Origin of the sequence: Pseudomonas sp. MWU318, from assembly GCF_016756945.1 — a bacterium.
GTDB lineage: Bacteria > Pseudomonadota > Gammaproteobacteria > Pseudomonadales > Pseudomonadaceae > Aquipseudomonas > Aquipseudomonas putida_A.
In genome coordinates, this window is sequence record NZ_JAESJL010000010.1 from 191,720 (window position 1) to 207,934 (window position 16,215).

16 protein-coding genes are annotated in these 16,215 nt (G+C 61.1%); 10 read left to right on the forward strand and 6 right to left on the reverse strand.

Annotated features, from left to right (window positions below; genetic code table 11):
* Window positions 1–61: 61 nt before the first annotated feature.
* Complete coding sequence (locus JN524_RS22565) at window positions 62–682, reverse strand: TetR/AcrR family transcriptional regulator (RefSeq protein ID WP_038365564.1); 621 nt, start codon at window positions 680–682, stop codon at window positions 62–64.
* A 138-nt stretch (window positions 683–820) separates the two neighbouring features.
* Between JN524_RS22565 and copC the strand changes: the two genes are divergently transcribed.
* On the forward strand, window positions 821–1,183 hold the full coding sequence (gene copC, locus JN524_RS22570) for a copper homeostasis periplasmic binding protein CopC (RefSeq protein ID WP_202370760.1): 363 nt from the start codon (window positions 821–823) through the stop codon (window positions 1,181–1,183).
* 3 nt (window positions 1,184–1,186) lie between these two features.
* Window positions 1,187–2,044 (forward strand): copper homeostasis membrane protein CopD, encoded by an 858-nt coding sequence (gene copD, locus JN524_RS22575; RefSeq protein WP_202370761.1) that lies wholly within the window; start codon window positions 1,187–1,189, stop codon window positions 2,042–2,044.
* An 86-nt stretch (window positions 2,045–2,130) separates the two neighbouring features.
* Here the strand turns inward: copD and JN524_RS22580 are convergent, their stop codons facing one another.
* Complete coding sequence (locus tag JN524_RS22580; protein ID WP_202370762.1) at window positions 2,131–3,273, reverse strand: HlyD family secretion protein; 1,143 nt, start codon at window positions 3,271–3,273, stop codon at window positions 2,131–2,133.
* Window positions 3,270–4,925: an MFS transporter gene (locus tag JN524_RS22585; protein ID WP_202370763.1), complete on the reverse strand. Its 1,656-nt coding sequence runs from the start codon at window positions 4,923–4,925 to the stop codon at window positions 3,270–3,272. The genes JN524_RS22580 and JN524_RS22585 overlap by 4 nt, the downstream gene beginning before the upstream one ends.
* Before the next feature lie 266 nt (window positions 4,926–5,191).
* Here JN524_RS22585 and JN524_RS22590 point away from each other — a divergent pair, with 266 nt between their 5' ends.
* The 7 genes from JN524_RS22590 (at window position 5,192) to JN524_RS22620 (ending at window position 12,687) form a co-directional block, all read left to right on the forward strand.
* Window positions 5,192–6,142: a polysaccharide deacetylase family protein gene (locus JN524_RS22590; protein WP_202370764.1), complete on the forward strand. Its 951-nt coding sequence runs from the start codon at window positions 5,192–5,194 to the stop codon at window positions 6,140–6,142.
* Between the two features lie 165 nt (window positions 6,143–6,307).
* Window positions 6,308–7,603, forward strand: coding sequence for an OprD family outer membrane porin (locus JN524_RS22595; RefSeq protein ID WP_202370765.1), 1,296 nt, complete (start codon window positions 6,308–6,310; stop codon window positions 7,601–7,603).
* Between the two features lie 415 nt (window positions 7,604–8,018).
* Window positions 8,019–8,843 carry an NAD-dependent epimerase/dehydratase family protein gene (locus JN524_RS22600; protein ID WP_202370766.1) on the forward strand — a complete coding sequence of 275 codons (825 nt, stop codon included), beginning with the start codon at window positions 8,019–8,021 and terminating at the stop codon, window positions 8,841–8,843.
* A gap of 30 nt (window positions 8,844–8,873) precedes the next feature.
* Entirely contained in the window at window positions 8,874–9,767 is an 894-nt protein-coding gene (locus JN524_RS22605; RefSeq protein WP_202370767.1) for an SMP-30/gluconolactonase/LRE family protein, read from the forward strand.
* Between the two features lie 64 nt (window positions 9,768–9,831).
* Window positions 9,832–10,803, forward strand: coding sequence for a TRAP transporter substrate-binding protein (locus JN524_RS22610; protein WP_135295485.1), 972 nt, complete (start codon window positions 9,832–9,834; stop codon window positions 10,801–10,803).
* 76 nt (window positions 10,804–10,879) lie between these two features.
* Window positions 10,880–11,407, forward strand: coding sequence for a TRAP transporter small permease (locus JN524_RS22615; RefSeq protein ID WP_202370768.1), 528 nt, complete (start codon window positions 10,880–10,882; stop codon window positions 11,405–11,407).
* Window positions 11,407–12,687, forward strand: coding sequence for a TRAP transporter large permease (locus JN524_RS22620; protein WP_202370769.1), 1,281 nt, complete (start codon window positions 11,407–11,409; stop codon window positions 12,685–12,687). Before JN524_RS22615 ends, JN524_RS22620 begins: the two co-directional genes overlap by 1 nt.
* Window positions 12,688–12,789: 102 nt before the next feature.
* On the opposite strand, the gene JN524_RS22625 is transcribed toward JN524_RS22620, so the two are convergent.
* The 3 genes from JN524_RS22625 to JN524_RS22635 all read right to left on the reverse strand — a co-directional run bounded on the left by JN524_RS22625 (window position 12,790) and on the right by JN524_RS22635 (window position 15,255).
* Window positions 12,790–13,590, reverse strand: a complete 801-nt coding sequence (locus JN524_RS22625) for a sulfite exporter TauE/SafE family protein (RefSeq protein ID WP_098968223.1) — start codon at window positions 13,588–13,590, stop codon at window positions 12,790–12,792.
* A 9-nt stretch (window positions 13,591–13,599) separates the two neighbouring features.
* The gene (locus JN524_RS22630; RefSeq protein WP_202370770.1) at window positions 13,600–14,844 is read right to left on the reverse strand and encodes an NAD(P)/FAD-dependent oxidoreductase; all 1,245 of its coding nucleotides are present in this window, start codon (window positions 14,842–14,844) and stop codon (window positions 13,600–13,602) included.
* A 69-nt stretch (window positions 14,845–14,913) separates the two neighbouring features.
* Window positions 14,914–15,255 (reverse strand): ArsR/SmtB family transcription factor, encoded by a 342-nt coding sequence (locus tag JN524_RS22635; RefSeq protein WP_003224002.1) that lies wholly within the window; start codon window positions 15,253–15,255, stop codon window positions 14,914–14,916.
* Between the two features lie 91 nt (window positions 15,256–15,346).
* On the opposite strand from JN524_RS22635, the gene JN524_RS22640 reads away from it, so the two are divergent.
* Entirely contained in the window at window positions 15,347–16,210 is an 864-nt protein-coding gene (locus JN524_RS22640; protein ID WP_202370771.1) for an MBL fold metallo-hydrolase, read from the forward strand.
* The last annotated feature ends 5 nt before the right edge of the window (window positions 16,211–16,215 follow it).

The following is a 16,215-nucleotide window of genomic DNA, read 5'->3' on the forward strand; positions in this document are numbered from 1 at the left end:
TACACCTCGGTCGGCCCCCTCTCCCTCCGGGAGAGGGCTGGGGTGAGGGTCAGCTTTTGCTTCAGGGCTCCAACCCGATCCCGCGCAATATCACACTGGTCACCGTCTGTACCGCCCGCTCGAACTGCATGTCCGACAGCGGCTGGTGCTCGTTGAGAATATTCACCTGATGATCGAAGTCGGCGTAATGCTGGGTCGAAGCCCAGATCATGTACAGCAGGCTCGACGGCTCCACCGGCAGAATTCGCTTGTCCTCGACCCACTGGCGGATCTTCGCTTCCTTCATTTTCGCCCAGTCGTACAAGCTGACATCCAGCGCCTCGCCTAACGTTGGCGCGCCGTGGATGATCTCGTTGGCCCAGACTTTCGAGCCGTACGGCCGGCTGCGCGAGTGGTTCATCTTGGCGCGGATGTAGCTGCTGAGCACCACCCGTGGGTCATCGAACATCTCGAAGCACAGTGCGTCCTGCTTCCACACTTCCAGCAGGTCGAAAAGCACCGCGCTGTACAGTTCGCTCTTGGTGGAAAAGTAGTAATGCAGGTTGGAACGCGGCAGTTGCACTTCGGCGGCGATGTCGGCCATGGCGGTGCCGCCGAAGCCTTTTTCGGCGAAGACTTTTTCCGCCGCCAACAGGATTTTCTCGACGTTACTGCGACGAATCTCGATCTTGTGATTGCCCATGAGGGCTCCCTGACAACGACGTTGTTGAAGACTAGCATCCGCTCTGGCCTCGGGGCGACCGCTGCAAACAAAACTTCGTATGAAGGCCGGCGCATGGCTAAACTGGCGCTTCTTTGTCCTGCCTCAGAGGTATCCGCGATGCTGTTCAAGAACGTCCTGACCACCACTGCCCTGCTCGCTTCGCTGTTCGCCGCATCTTCGGTTCTTGCCCACGCCCACCTGAAAAGTGCTACCCCGGCCGCCGACAGCACCGTCGCCGCGCCGGCTGATCTGCGCCTGACCTTTTCTGAAGGCGTCGAAGCCAGTTTCACCAAAGTCAGCCTGACCCACGACGGCGCCCCGGTCGCAATCAAACCGCTGACCACCGAAGGCGACAAGAAAACCCTGATCGTCACCCCCGCCGCACCTCTCGGCGCCGGTGAATACAAAGTCGAATGGCACGCGGTGTCGGTCGACACACACAAGAGCGAAGGCGCCTACCAGTTCAAGGTTGGCCAGTAATTCATGAGTGAAGCGCTGGTGCTGTGCCGTTTTGTGCATTTCAGCGCGGTGTTGATGCTGTTCGGCGCCTGGCTGTTCCGGCCGCTGCTGCTCAAGGCACCAGTGCCGACACTGGATCGGCATCTGGCGCAAATGGCGCGCTGGCTGACGGCGATTGCGCTGCTCAGCGGTGTCACCTGGGCGCTGTTGATCACCGCGAGCATGGCCGGTTCGGCGGCGGCAGCGTTCGATCCGGACACTGTTGGCGTGGTGCTCGGCAACACCTTTTTCGGCCAGGTCTGGCGCTGGCATCTGCTGATCAACGCGCTGTTGCTGGCACTGCTGTTCACGCCGTGGCGTTCGAATGTGCTGCTGCGCCTGGGCTTGAGCGCGCTGCTCTTGGCGACCCTGGCGCCGGTCGGTCACGGCGCGATGCTCGACGGCCTCAGCGGGCAACTGCTGATCCTCAATCAAATCATTCACCTGACCTGCGTCGCCGCATGGCTCGGCGGCTTGTTGCTATTGGTATTGATCCTGCGTCAACCGAGCGTAGCGATGGGCCGGATCCTGCAGCGCTTCAGCGGCGTCGGTTATGCGATCGTTGGCGGGCTGCTGATTACCGGACTGATCAACGTGCGCGTGTTGACCGGGCAATGGTGGCCGACGCCGCTGTTCAGTGGGTTTGCGTTGATTCTGCTGATCAAGGCGTTGCTGGTGCTGGGCATGCTCGCGCTGGCGCTGTTCAATCGCTTGCGGATTGATGATTGCGAACAGCGGATGGGCGCGCTCAAGCGCAGTGTGGTGCTGGAGTGGTTGTTGGGGATGGGTGCGGTGGCGGCCGTCTCCCTGCTCGGTACCTTGCCGCCGATGATTGCAGCCTGAAAAGCAAAAGATCGCAGTCTTCGGCAGCTCCTGCATTGGAATGCGATTCCCTGTAGGAGCTGCCGAAGGCTGCGATCTTTTTGCTCTCAATGCGGTTGTGTGTCACCCGCTGCGGTATCAATGCTGACCACCACCGACATCCCCGGGCGCAAGCGTTCCTCTTCCTGCTGCCCCTCATCAATGGTGATTCGCACCGGCACGCGCTGGGCGATTTTCACGAAGTTGCCGGTGGCGTTGTCGGCCTGTAACAGGGCAAATTCCGAACCGGTGCCGGGCGAGATGTGCTGCACATGGCCGGTGAACTTGCGGTGGTTCAAGGCATCAACGGTGAAGCGCACCGGCTGCCCGACGCGCACGTTGTTCATCTGGGTTTCCTTCATGTTGGCGATCACCCATTTCTGGTTCGGCACCAACGCCATCAACTGCGCCCCGGAGTTGACGTAAGCGCCGAGGCGCACGCCAATCTGTCCGAGCTGGCCGTCACGCGGGGCGACGATGCGGGTGTTCGACAAGTCGATCCGCGCCAGTTGCACCGCCGCTTCAGCGCTGGCCACCGCCGCTTCCAGCGAACCGCGATTGACGATCACCGTTTGCAGATCCTGCCGGGCGATTTCCAGATTGGCCTTGGCCTGCGCCACGGCGGCGATGCCTTGCGCGTTGGCGGCGAGCGCCACGTCCATCTCGCGTTTCGACACCGAGCCGTCTCCCACCAGCTCCTTGTTACGCCGCAGATCCGCCTCGCTTTTACGCAACTGCGCTTCGCTGTCGGCCACCACCGCCTGACGCAGTTTGATCGTCGCTTCGGCGCTGTTGCGTTGCTGCACCACGTTGGCCAGCGCGGCCTTCTGCACCGCCAGTTGCGCCAGCGACTGGTCGAGGCGCTGCTGATAAATCCGGTCATCCAGCCGCACCAGCAGGTCGCCGGCCTTCACGTACTGGAAATCCTGCACCGGCACCTCGAACACGTAACCGCTGAGCTGCGGGCCGATGATCGTCACCTGGCCACGCACCAGGGCGTTTTCAGTGGTTTCGACCGCACTGCTGAACGGCGGCAACTGCCAGGCGTAGAGCACGATCAGCACACCGATGATGGCAATCGCGGCAAAGCCCAGTGACGAGATGATCCGCACCCGCAACGAGCGCGGCTCGGTGTTCGGCGAGGACGGCGGAGCCACGCCTTCCGGGGTGGCGGCGATGGCATTGGTGGTTGTGGTGGTCGGTTCGGTCATGAATTGGAAGCACCGTCAGGAGGTACGGAAGGCGTGGGGTCGACGGCTTTGGTGGTGCTCATCAGCCACAGCGCACGAATAGACAGCCAGATCATGGTCAGCACCGCAATCACGGCGATCAGCATGAATACATCGTTATAGGCCAGCACGTTGGCTTCGCGAGTGGCCGCGTTGGACAGGCTGCGAATCCCGGCCAGATTGCGCAGGCTCGGGTCGGCCAGCAAGGAACCGTAAGCCGACCCGCCGCTCTGTACGCGGGCGGCCACCAGTGGATCGGACAGCGTCAGGTGCTCGACCAGGTGACTGGAATGGAATTTCTCGCGCACGATCTGGAACGTGCCCAACAACGCCGCGCCGAGCAGGCCGCCGAGGTTGTTGCAGATCCCGAACAACACCGAAAAACTCACCAGATTGCGCGGATTGGTCAGCACGTTGCGGGTGCCGAACACCATGGTCGGTCCCAGAAAAAACGTGCTGCCGAAGGCCAGCAGGAACTGGCTGAAATACAGGTTTTGCGGGCGGGTCAGGTTGTTGGAAAAACTGTCCATCACCGAACCTGTGGCCATCAGCGCCAGCGAGATGATCAGCGGCATCAGCAGGTGCTTGGGGTCGATGGTCAGGGCGCTGGTCGCCAGCCCGGCGACGCTGCCGATCAGCATTACCACGTACAGGCTGTGCAACTGCTCATAACCCATGTTGAGGTTCTGCATGAAACCGACGGCGCCGGTGGACTGTTCCGAGGTGACCATACGGATCAGGGTCACCGCCAGCGCCAGACGGATCATCGTGCCGCTGCCGAGCCAGCGGGTCATCAGCATCGGGTTGCTGCGATTGTGCTCGATCGCCAGGCCCGCGAGGATCAGGGCAATCGAGGCCGCCAGCGCATAGCCGATCCAGTTGGCCTCCAGCCACCAGTCGATCCGCCCCAGCGACAGCACCGCGCAAAGCAGTGCCACGCCGCTGGCGAGAATGGCGAAGGTGAGAAAGTCCAGCGGCTCGAAGGTTTTGAAGCGATCACCGGGCGGCAACTTAAGCAACAGCACGCAGCCCAGCGACAGCAAGGCCATGCCCAATTCGAACAGGTACAAACCGCGCCATTCGGCAATCTGCAGCAAGTCTTCGGAGAACAGGCGCGCCAGCGGCAGGGCCAGTTGCGAGGCACCGAGGCCCAGCACCAGCGCCTTCAGCCGCCACTTGGCCGGAAATGCCTGGATCATGTAATACAGGCCCAACGAACTCAGCGCCGCACCGACCATGCCGTGCGCAGCCCGCACCGCGATGGCCGAGCTCAGGTCGTTGACGAACAGATGACCGAACGTCACTAGCGCATACAGCACCAGAAACACTTCGGTGAACGCGCGCAGGCCGAACTGCTGGCGAAACTTCACCAGCAGCAGGTTCATCGACACGTTGGTCATCACGTACGCGGCCGGCAACCAGGCCATCTCCGCCGTGGTCGCGCCCAGCGCGCCTTGCAGGTAAGGCAGGTTGGCGACCACCAGCGAGTTACCCAGACCACCGGTCACCGCCACCAGCAGCCCGACCAGCGCATAGGCCAGGCGCTTGGGGTTGGAGTGCAGCGGCGTCGAGGGGGAACCGGGCAGACTGGGCTTCTCGTGAGGCTGCCAGTCGCGCGGGGCATATCGATCCATTGAAAGGCCTTGTGCTTGTGTTGCCGGGAGTTTGCCGCAAATCCTGCGGCAAACCCACAATCCTGTGGGAGCTGGCTTGCCGGCGATGACGGCAGTCGGCTCGGCAACAGGCTGACTGGCAGACCGTTATCGCGGGCACGCCCGCTCCCACGGGTTTGCGGTGGATTCGTAAATTCTGTTTAAAGGTCCTCTCACCCGCAACGGATTTTTCCCGCGCCGGGCAACTGCCACCCTTGCAGCCCTTCTCAACCTGCAAGGTGCCCATTATGACCACGCCCCACTGGCAACGCTCCCCACGCCTGCTGAAAAACCTTCTGGCTGCCGCCCTGTTGCTGCCCGCCCTCGCCTTCGCCCAGGAACGCCCGTGGCCGGACGGTTCGCAACTGGTGATTTCAGTGTCTATGCAGTTCGAAACCGGCGGCCAGCCCGAGGGTGCGGAAAGTCCGTTCTCCGGCAGCCCATTGCCCAAGGGTTACCCTGATCTGCCGGCGCAGACCTGGTTTGATTATGGCTACAAGGAAGGCTTGTGGCGGATGCTCGACCTGTGGGATCGCACCGGGATCAAGGTCACCTCGCATGTGGTCGGCGAAGCGGCGCTCAAGCACCCGGAACTGCCGAAAGCGATTGCCGAGCGTGGCCACGAACTGGCAGCCCACGGCATGCGCTGGGCCGACTCCTACAACATGAGTTACGACCAGGAAAAACAGTTCATCGGCGACGGTGTCAACGCGGTCGAGAGACTTACCGGCCAGCGCTCGGTGGGCTACAACGCCAACTGGCTGCGGCGCAGCCCCAACACGCTGAAGGTCCTGCAAGACCTGAATTTCACCTACCACATCGATGACGTCAGCCGCGACGAACCGTTCGTGACCATGGTTCGGGGACGCAAATTCGCCGTGGTGCCGTATACCTTGCGCAACAACGACATCGTGTTGATCGAGGGTCGGCATTTCTCCGCCGAACAGTTCTATCAGCAATTGGTGCTGGAATTTAATCGACTGTACGCCGAAGGCGCGAGCCAGCGGCGGATGATGTCGGTGAGTCTGCACGACCGCATCGGCGGCACCCCGGCGATGGTCGAGTCGATGGAACGGTTCATTCATTATGCGCAGGCGCATCCGAAGGTGAGTTTCATGCGCAAGGACCAGATCGCCCGGATCGTCCTGACCGAGAAAAACCCGCTGATCGACAACACACAGGCGCTCTATAACCAGTAAACCCGCCGAAAACAGCCCTCTTCACAGCATTTGGAGGGCTGCCAACCCGCGCAAAATAATCGTAAAAAGCCCTGTTGACTTTTACGGAAAACCTCGCAACTATCCGCAACCATGTTGTACGACGACGTATGACAAATAATAAAAACAACAACAGGGAGCGTCACAGTGAGCACACTCGTCTGCAATTCCGTTCGCACGTCCCGTATTTTCTTCCCCCGCCCGTGTTCCACCCTGAGTTTGATCGGCTGCAGCAGCCTCGCCCTGGTTTTGCCCATGAGCGCCGACGCCGAAGGCTTCCTCGAAGACAGCAAAGCCACGCTGAACCTGCGCAACGCCTACTTCAATCGCAACTTCGTCAACCCGAACTACCCGCAGGGCAAGGCTGAAGAGTGGACGCAAAACTTCATCCTTGATGCCAAATCCGGCTTCACCCAAGGCACCGTCGGTTTCGGTCTCGATGTGCTCGGGATGTATTCGCAAAAACTCGATGGCGGCAAGGGCACCGGCGGTACGCAACTGTTGCCGATTCACGATGACGGGCGTCCGGCGGACAACTTCGGTCGCCTCGGCGTGGCGCTGAAGGCCAAGGTGTCGAAGACCGAATTGAAGGTTGGCGAATGGATGCCGGTGCTGCCGATCCTGCGCTCGGACGATGGCCGCTCGTTGCCGCAGACCTTTCGCGGTGGCCAGATCACCTCCACCGAAATCAACGGCCTGACCCTCTACGGTGGGCAGTTCCGTGGCAACAGCCCGCGCAACGACGCCAGCATGGAAGACATGTCGATGAACGGCCGCGGCGCCTTCACCTCCGACCGTTTCAACTTCGGCGGCGGCGAGTACACCTTCAACGACAAGCGCACCCTGGTCGGCGTGTGGTACGCCGAACTCAGCGACATCTACCAGCAGCAGTATTTCAACCTCAGCCACAGCCAGCCGCTGGGCGACTGGACGCTGGGCGCCAACCTCGGTTTCTTCACCGGCAAGGAAGACGGCAGCGCCCAGGCCGGCGACCTCGATAACAAGACCGCGTTCGCCATGCTGTCGGCCCGCTACGGCGGCAACACCTTCTATGTCGGCCTGCAAAAACTCAGCGGCGACGACGCGTGGATGCGGGTCAACGGCACCAGCGGCGGCACCCTGGCCAACGACAGCTACAACGCCAGTTATGACAACGCCAAAGAGCGCTCCTGGCAGTTGCGGCATGACTACAACTTCGTCGCCCTCGGGATTCCCGGCCTGACCCTGATGAACCGCTACATCAGCGGCGACAACGTGCATACCGGGACGATTACCGACGGCAAGGAATGGGGTCGCGAGTCGGAACTGGGATACACCGTGCAGAGCGGGCCGCTGAAAAACCTCAACGTGAGATGGCGCAACGCGACGATACGCCGGGACTTCAGCACCAATGAGTTCGATGAGAACCGGATCTTTGTCAGCTACCCGATTTCGTTGTTGTAAAGCCAGTCCTCACACCGGGTTTCCCTGTGGGAGCGAGCTTGCTCGCGAAGGCGGCGTGTCAGTCGATACAAGAGTTGCCTGGACCGGCCTCATCGCTGGCAAGCCACTCCCACAGGATTTTGTGGTGAATGCGGTCATTGAAAACAACGCTGATACCTGTGGGAGCTGGCTTGCCAGCGATTGCGGCGGCAGATTCAGCATTGATGTTAATTGACACACCGCTTTCGCGAGCAAGCTCGCTCCCACAGGGGAGTTGCATTGCCAAACAGGCAATTGGGGTGGTTGAAGACTGGACCAGGCCTTCCGTCATTTACCCCAAAAGTCGCGTTGACAAGTTCCGGAAAGCCTACCGATACTTCAGCGCAGTCATACGACAACCTACAACAAACCTAATAACAACGTGTAAGGGATTGCCATGACGTCTACCTCTATTCCCCGTGCCCCGTTCAATCGTCTGCTGCTGACCGGCGCAGCCGGTGGCCTGGGCAAAGTCCTGCGCGAACGTATGCGCCCTTATGCCCATGTCCTGCGCCTGTCAGACATTGCCGCTCTCACCCCAGCCGTTGATGATCGCGAAGAAATCGTCCTCTGCGACCTTGCCGACAAACAGGCGGTGCACCAACTGGTCGAAGGCGTCAACGCGATCCTGCATTTCGGCGGTGTCTCCGTTGAGCGGCCCTTCGAAGAAATCCTCGGCGCCAACATCTGCGGCGTGTTTCACATCTACGAAGCTGCACGCCGCCATGGTGTGAAGCGAGTGATCTTCGCCAGTTCCAACCACGTCATCGGCTTCTACAAACAGGACGAGCCGCTCGACGCCAGCTGCGCCCGCCGCCCCGACGGCTACTACGGCTTGTCCAAGTCCTACGGCGAAGACATGGCCAGTTTCTACTTCGATCGCTACGGCATCGAGACCGTCAGCATCCGCATCGGCTCCTCGTTCCCCGAGCCACAGAACCGCCGAATGATGCACACCTGGCTGAGCTTCGATGACCTCACCCAATTGCTCGAGCGCGCGCTGTACACGCCAAACGTGGGCCACACCGTGGTCTACGGCATGTCCGCCAACAAGGACGTCTGGTGGGACAACCGCTTCGCCAGTCACCTCGGTTTTGAGGCCAGGGACAGCTCCGAAGTGTTCCGCGAAAAAGTCGAAGCGCAGCCTATGCCCGCCGCCGATGACCCGGCGCGGGTCTATCAGGGCGGCGCGTTCGTCGCGGCCGGCCCCTTCGGCGACTGAACACTCTGCCAACGACGCAAAGGAATGAGTATGCAAGCCGAATTGATCGTCGATGCTCGCAACGCCGTGGGCGAAAGCCCGGTCTGGGTGCCGCAGGAAAACGCGCTGTATTGGGTCGATATTGCCAACGGCGGACTGCAACGCTGGAGCGCTGACACCGGCCATGTGCATGCCTGGAAAACCCCGCAGATGCTCGCCTGCATCGCCCGTCACAGCGGTGGCGGCTGGGTTGCCGGCATGGAGAGCGGCTTTTTTCATCTGCACCCGCACAGCGATGGCAGCCTCGACAGCGAATGGCTCGCCACCGTCGAGCACAGCCGAGCAGACATGCGCCTCAACGACGGTCGCTGCGACCGCCAGGGCCGTTTCTGGGCTGGCAGCATGGTGCTGAACATGGGCCTGAACGCATCCGAAGGCCGGCTCTACCGCTACGGCGCCGGGCAGTCTGGTGTGATCGAAGCGCAGCTCGACGGCTTCATCGTGCCGAACGGCCTCGGCTTCAGCCCTGACGGCAAGACGATGTACCTGTCCGATTCACATCCGCACGTGCAATTGATCTGGGCCTTCGATTACGACACCGAGACCGGCACCCCGTCGAATCGGCGGATCTTCGTTGACATGAAGCACTTCCCCGGCCGGCCGGATGGCGCTGCCGTGGATGCCGAAGGCTACTACTGGATCTGCGCCAACGACGCCGGACTGATTCACCGTTTTGCCCCGGACGGGCGCCTCGATTTCTCGCTGGAAGTGCCGGTGAAGAAACCGACGATGTGTGCCTTCGGCGGCAGCCGCATGGACACCCTCTTCGTGACCTCGATTCGTCCCGGCGACGACCGCGATCCGCAATCCCTGGCCGGCGGCGTGTTCGCCCTCAATCCCGGAGTCAAAGGCCTGGAAGAACCACTGTTCGACGATTCCCTGTAACACCCGCCTCTGCTGCACCGCTGCGCCTTGAACACAACAATAACAAGACTGGAGACTCACCCCCATGAACTTCAAACGCACCTTGCTGGCCGCTGCACTCCCGCTGATGTTCACCTTCACTGGCGCCGCCCAGGCCCTGCAACTCAAATTCGCTGACATCCATCCCGCCGGTTATCCAACCGTGGTGGCCGAAGAAAACATGGGCAAGACCCTGACCCGGGAAACCAACGGCGAGCTGACCTTCCAATACTTTCCCGGCGGCGTGCTGGGTTCTGAAAAGGAAGTCATCGAGCAGATGCAAGTCGGCGCGGTACAGCTGTCTCGCGTCAGCCTGGGTATCGTCGGCCCGGTAGTGCCGGACGTGAACGTGTTCAACATGCCGTTCATCTTCCGCGACCATCAACACATGCGTAACGTCATCGATGGCGCAGTGGGCGACGAGATCCTCGACAAAATCACCAACTCCGAATTCGGCCTCGTGGCCCTGGCCTGGATGGACGGCGGCACGCGCAACGTCTACACCAAGAAACCGGTACGCAAGCTTGAAGACCTCAAGGGCATGAAGATTCGCGTGCAAGGCAACCCGATGTTCATCGACATGATGAACGCCATGGGCGGAAACGGTATCGCCATGGACACCGGGGAGATCTTCAGCGCCTTGCAGACCGGCGTGATCGACGGCGCGGAAAACAACCCGCCGACCCTGCTCGAACACAACCACTTCCAGAACGCCAAGTTCTACAGCCTGACCGGTCACCTGATCCTGCCAGAGCCGATTGTGATGTCGAAAATCACCTGGGAAAAACTCACCCCGGATCAACAGGCGCTGGTCAAGACCGCCGCCAAGGCTGCCCAGGCTGAAGAGCGCGTGCTGTGGGACAAGAAGTCCGCTGCCAGCGAAGAAAAACTCAAGGCCGCTGGCGTCGAGTTCATCGAGGTCGACAAGAAACCCTTCTACGACGCCACCGCACCGGTGCGGGAAAAGTACGGTGCGAAGTACGCCGACCTGATCAAGAAAATCGAAGCCGTGCAGTAACGCCTCCCGCTCCGTCCTCATTAACCAGGCCCGGCGCACCTGATGACTCAGGCGCGCCCGGTTACGGTGGAACCCGATGAAGAATCTACTGCTGCGTATCAACGACAAGATCTACATGACGTGCATCTGGGTCGCAGGCCTTTCCGTCCTGGCGATTTCCCTGATGATTCCCTGGGGCGTGTTCGCCCGCTACGTGCTGGGCACCGGTTCGAGCTGGCCCGAGCCCACGGCGATCCTGCTGATGATGGTGTTCACCTTCATCGGTGCCGCCGCCAGTTACCGCGCCGGCGCGCACATGGCCGTGGCCATGCTCACCGACCGCATGCCACCCCGGCTGAGATCTGCGGCGGCGATATTCTCGCAACTGCTCATGGCGTCAATCTGCATTTTCATGACCATCTGGGGCGCCAAGTTGTGCATGTCCACCTGGAACCAGTTCATGGCGGCCCTGCCCGATCTGCGGGTTGGCGTGACCTATCTGCCGATTCCCGTGGGCGGCTTGCTGACGCTGGTTTTCGTCCTGGAAAAACTCGTGCTCGGTGACCAGAGCAAACGGCGGGTCGTGCAGTTCGATCTGGTTGAAGAAAGTGAAGGTGGCGCTTGATGGACGCTCTGATTCTGCTGGGCAGTTTTATCCTGTTGATCCTGATCGGCATGCCGGTCGCCTATGCGCTGGGCGCCGCCGCGCTGATCGGTGCATGGTGGATCGACATCCCGTTCCAGGCGGTGATGATCCAGGTCGCGTCGGGGGTGAACAAGTTCTCGCTGCTGGCCATTCCGTTCTTCGTCCTTGCCGGCGCGATCATGGCCGAGGGCGGCATGTCGCGGCGCTTGGTGGCGTGTGCCGGGGTGCTGGTGGGTTTCGTGCGCGGAGGCCTGTCGCTGGTCAACATTGTCGCCTCGACCTTCTTCGGCGCGATCTCCGGTTCCTCGGTGGCCGACACCGCGTCGGTGGGTTCGGTGCTGATTCCGGAAATGGAACGCAAAGGCTATCCACGGGATTTCTCCACCGCGGTGACCGTCAGCGGCTCGGTGCAAGCCCTGCTCACGCCACCCAGCCATAACTCGGTGCTCTACTCCCTGGCCGCCGGTGGTACGGTTTCGATTGCCTCGCTGTTCATGGCCGGCATCGTGCCGGGCTTGATGATGAGCGCCTGCCTGATGGTGCTGTGCCTGATCTTCGCGAAAAAGCGCAACTACCCCAAGGGTGAAGTGATCCCGATGCGCCAGGCGTTGAAAATCGTCGGCGAAGCCCTCTGGGGCATGATGGCGATGGTGATCATCCTCGGCGGCATCCTCTCGGGGATTTTCACCGCCACGGAATCGGCGGCCATCGCCGTGTTGTGGTCGTTTTTCGTGACCATGTTCATCTACCGCGACTACAAGTGGCGTGAACTGCCGAAGCTGATGCACCGCACGGTACGCACCATTTCCATCGTGATGATCCTGATCGGTTTCGCCGCGAGCTTCGGCTACATCATGACCCTGATGCAGATTCCGGCGAAAATCACCACGCTGTTCCTGACCCTGTCGGACAACCGCTACGTGATCCTGATGTGCATCAACGTCATGCTGCTGTTGCTCGGCACGGTGATGGACATGGCGCCGCTGATCCTGATTCTGACGCCGATCCTGATGCCGGTGATTCTCGGCATCGGTGTCGATCCAGTGCAGTTCGGCATGATCATGCTGGTCAACCTCGGGATCGGGCTGATAACACCGCCGGTGGGTGCGGTGCTGTTTGTCGGTTCGGCGGTGGGCAAGGTCAGTATCGAAAGCACCGTGAAGGCGCTGCTGCCGTTTTATGCGGTGCTGTTTCTGGTGTTGATGCTGGTCACTTACATCCCCGCCATTTCCCTATGGCTACCGCATCTGGTGCTGTAACAGCCTGAAAGATCGCAGCCTCGTTTCACTCGACAGCTCCTGCATGGGAATGCGCTTCCTGTAGGAGCTGCCGAAGGCTGCGATGTTTTGATCTGCCAACATTCAGGCACGCAACAACATATACCCCGCCACCACCAGACACACGCTGGCAAACCCCACCTGCAACGTCCGCGCTGGCACCCGCGCGCACAGTTTGCGGCCGATGATCATGCCGACGATGCTGGCCACGATAAACGCCGCGCCCTGAGCATCAATCCGCACACCCGCGTGAAACGAGCCGATCACACCAATCGCCGAAATCAGGCTGATCACCATCAGCGACGTCGCGACAATCCCGCGCATTTGCACATCGGTCAGTTGCTTGAACGCCGGCACGATCAGGAAGCCACCGCCGACGCCGAGCAAGCCCGAGACCACGCCGGTCACCGCACCCAGCGCCGCGAGGGTCGCGGTGCATTTGGCGGTCCAGTCGAAACGCCCGGTCTGCTCATTGAGCATGCAGTTTTTCTGCCCCCAACTGGCGTGGCCGTGGTCGCTCGGCCCCGTTTGCGCACGTTCGCGGCGCAGCATGCGCCAGGCCACCATGACCATCAGCAGGCTGAAGAGGATCATCAGGATCTTCTCCGGCAACTGGTGCGCGAAGTAAATGCCCAGCGGCGAAAACACCGCGCCAAGCGCGGCGATCAGCAGCGCCGCGCGGTAGCGCACCAGCCCATGACGCAAACCGTCGATCGCGCCGACTGCCGCCGCACTGCCGACGGCGAACAACGCCACGGGCGCGGCCTGAGTCATGCTCCAGCCGAGACCAAGCACCAATGCCGGCACCGCGAGAATCCCGCCGCCCGCCCCGGTCAGCCCGAGAATCAGCCCCATCAATACGCCAAACAGACTTGCCAGCAACATAGGGAGTTCTCAGTCGACTTTGGACAAACCGGTCAGCCACTCGCGGCCCTTGAGCATGCCGTTCCAGTAGAACCACGGCAGCAGCGTCGCCTTGAGGAACCACGCCAAGCGGCGCGGCACGGTCGCATCGAGGGCGAAAGTCGGCAGCAACTTCCCGCCGTAACCAAACTCGGCGAGGATCACCTTGCCCTTCTCCACCGTCAGCGGGCACGAACCGTAGCCGTCGTACTTCAGTGGCAGCGGTTGTTGCTTGCGCAGGGCCTGCAGGTTTTCCGCGACCACCACGACCTGCTTGCGCACCGCCGCAGCGGTTTTCGCATTGCTGGTGCCGCAGATATCACCGAGGCCGAACACCTCGGGGTAACGCGGATGTTGCAGGCTATGCGGATTGACTTCGCACCAGCCGGCAGCGTCGGCGAGCGCACTTTGCGCAATGAAATCCGGCGAGACTTGCGGCGGGACTACGTGCAGCAGATCGAAGGTTTTCGCCTGTGTGGTGAGGTTGCCGTCGGCGTCCTTGATCTCGAACCAGGCGGTTTTCGCCGGGCCGTCGACCTTGACCAGGTTGGAGTTGAAGGCCAGTTGCGCGTTGTACTTTTCGATGTACTTCATCAGTGGCGGGACGAAGGTCGCGACACCGAACAACGCGGCGCCGGCCAGGTTGAATTCAACCTCGACCTTGTTCAGGACGCCGGTTTTACGCCAGTGATCGCACGACAGGTACAACGCCTTCTGCGGCGCGCCGGCGCATTTGATCGGCATCGCCGGCTGGGTGAACAACGCCTTGCCGCCGCGCAGTTTCTGCACCTGATCCCAGGTGTATTGCGAATGCTGATAGCTGTAGTTGGACGTTACGCCGTGCTGACCAAGGCTTTCCTGCAGGCCTTCGATCTTCTCCCAGGCCAGCCGCAGGCCGGGGCAGACGATCAGGTTCTGGTAAGTGACGCGGCGTTGATCGTTGAGCGTGAGCTGACGTGCGTCGGGATCAACCGCAGTCACTGCCGCCTGAATCCAGGTGGCCTGACGCGGCATCACTTTGCTCATCGGCCGCACGGTGTCCTTGACGTCGTAGGCGCCACCGCCGACCAGCGTCCACGCCGGTTGGTAGTAGTGCTGGGCGCTTGGCTCGATCACGGTGACTTTTAGAGTGGGATCACGCTTGAGCAGACTGGCGACGAAGCCGATGCCGGCGGTGCCGCCGCCGATGACCACGATATCGGCACTGATGGATGGGCCCCAGTGTTGATCGTTCATTGCTTGTTCCTTATTGCTGCATGCAAGGATTTTTTTGAATCAAACCACTAAACCTGTGGGAGCTGGCATTCAGGGGTGACCCCAGCTCTTGAGCACCGCTCCGCAATACAACCCGGACAGGGTCTTCATCACCTGAATCACTTCAGGACTGGCCAGACCGTAAAAGATGTATTTGCCTTCACGACGGGTCGCCACCAGCCCTTCATCGCGCAGGATGCCCAGCTGCTGGGACAGCGTCGGCTGGCGCACGCCGGTCATTTTTTCCAGCTCGCCGACGTTGCGCTCGCCCTGGGTCAGCTGGCACAGGATCAACAGGCGATCCTCATTGGCCAGCGCCTTGAGCAGCGCGCAGGCCTTGGAGGCGGACGCCCGCAACTGGGCGACTTCACATTCGGTCAGACTGGATTGCATTTGCACGATGCCTTCAAGGTCACTTAAGCTGCGAACATTATGTTTTTAGATAAAGTGTTGCAACCCATTTTCCTCGTTCAGGTTGGTGTCCATGCCCGCGCAGATTGAAGCTTTCCTCGACCCCGCCTCCTCGACCTACAGCTACGTGGTCTATGAAGCCGATGGCGGGCAGTGTGCAATCGTCGATCCGGTACTCGATTACGACGGCGCTGCCGGTCGCACCTGCACCGCGCAGGCCAACAAAATCATCACCTTCGTCCGAGAACACCACTTGCAGGTGCAATGGCTGCTGGAAACCCACGCCCACGCCGACCACCTGTCCGCCGCGCCGTACCTGCGCCGCGAACTGGGCGGCAAGATTGCGATCGGCCAGTCCATCAGCAAGGTGCAGAACGTGTTCAAAGCACTGTTCAATCTGGAGCCGGAATTCTGCGTCGACGGCTCGCAGTTCGATCACCTGTTCGCGCCGAACGAGTCATTCATGATCGGCAACCTCAAGGCCACCGCCCTGCACGTCCCCGGCCACACCCCGGCGGACATGGCCTACCTGATCGATGGCGAACAGATTCTGGTGGGCGACACGCTGTTCATGCCTGACGTCGGCACCGCCCGCTGCGACTTCCCCGGCGGCAACGCGCATCAACTGTTCAACTCGATCCACAAACTGCTGGCCTTCCCCGCCAGCGTCAAACTCTACGTCTGCCACGACTACCCGCCCGAAGGCCGCGCGGCGCAATGCCAGACCACCGTCGGTGAGCAGCGTCTGAGCAATATTCATGTGCATGACGGGATCGATGAGGCGACGTTTGTCGAGATGCGCACCAAACGTGACGCCGGGTTGGGCATGCCAACGCTGTTGCTGCCGGCGATTCAGGTGAATGTGCGGGCGGGGAACATGCCGCCGGCCGAGGACAATGGTGTGGTTTATTTGAAAGTGCCGATCAACAAGCTTTAAAGCAA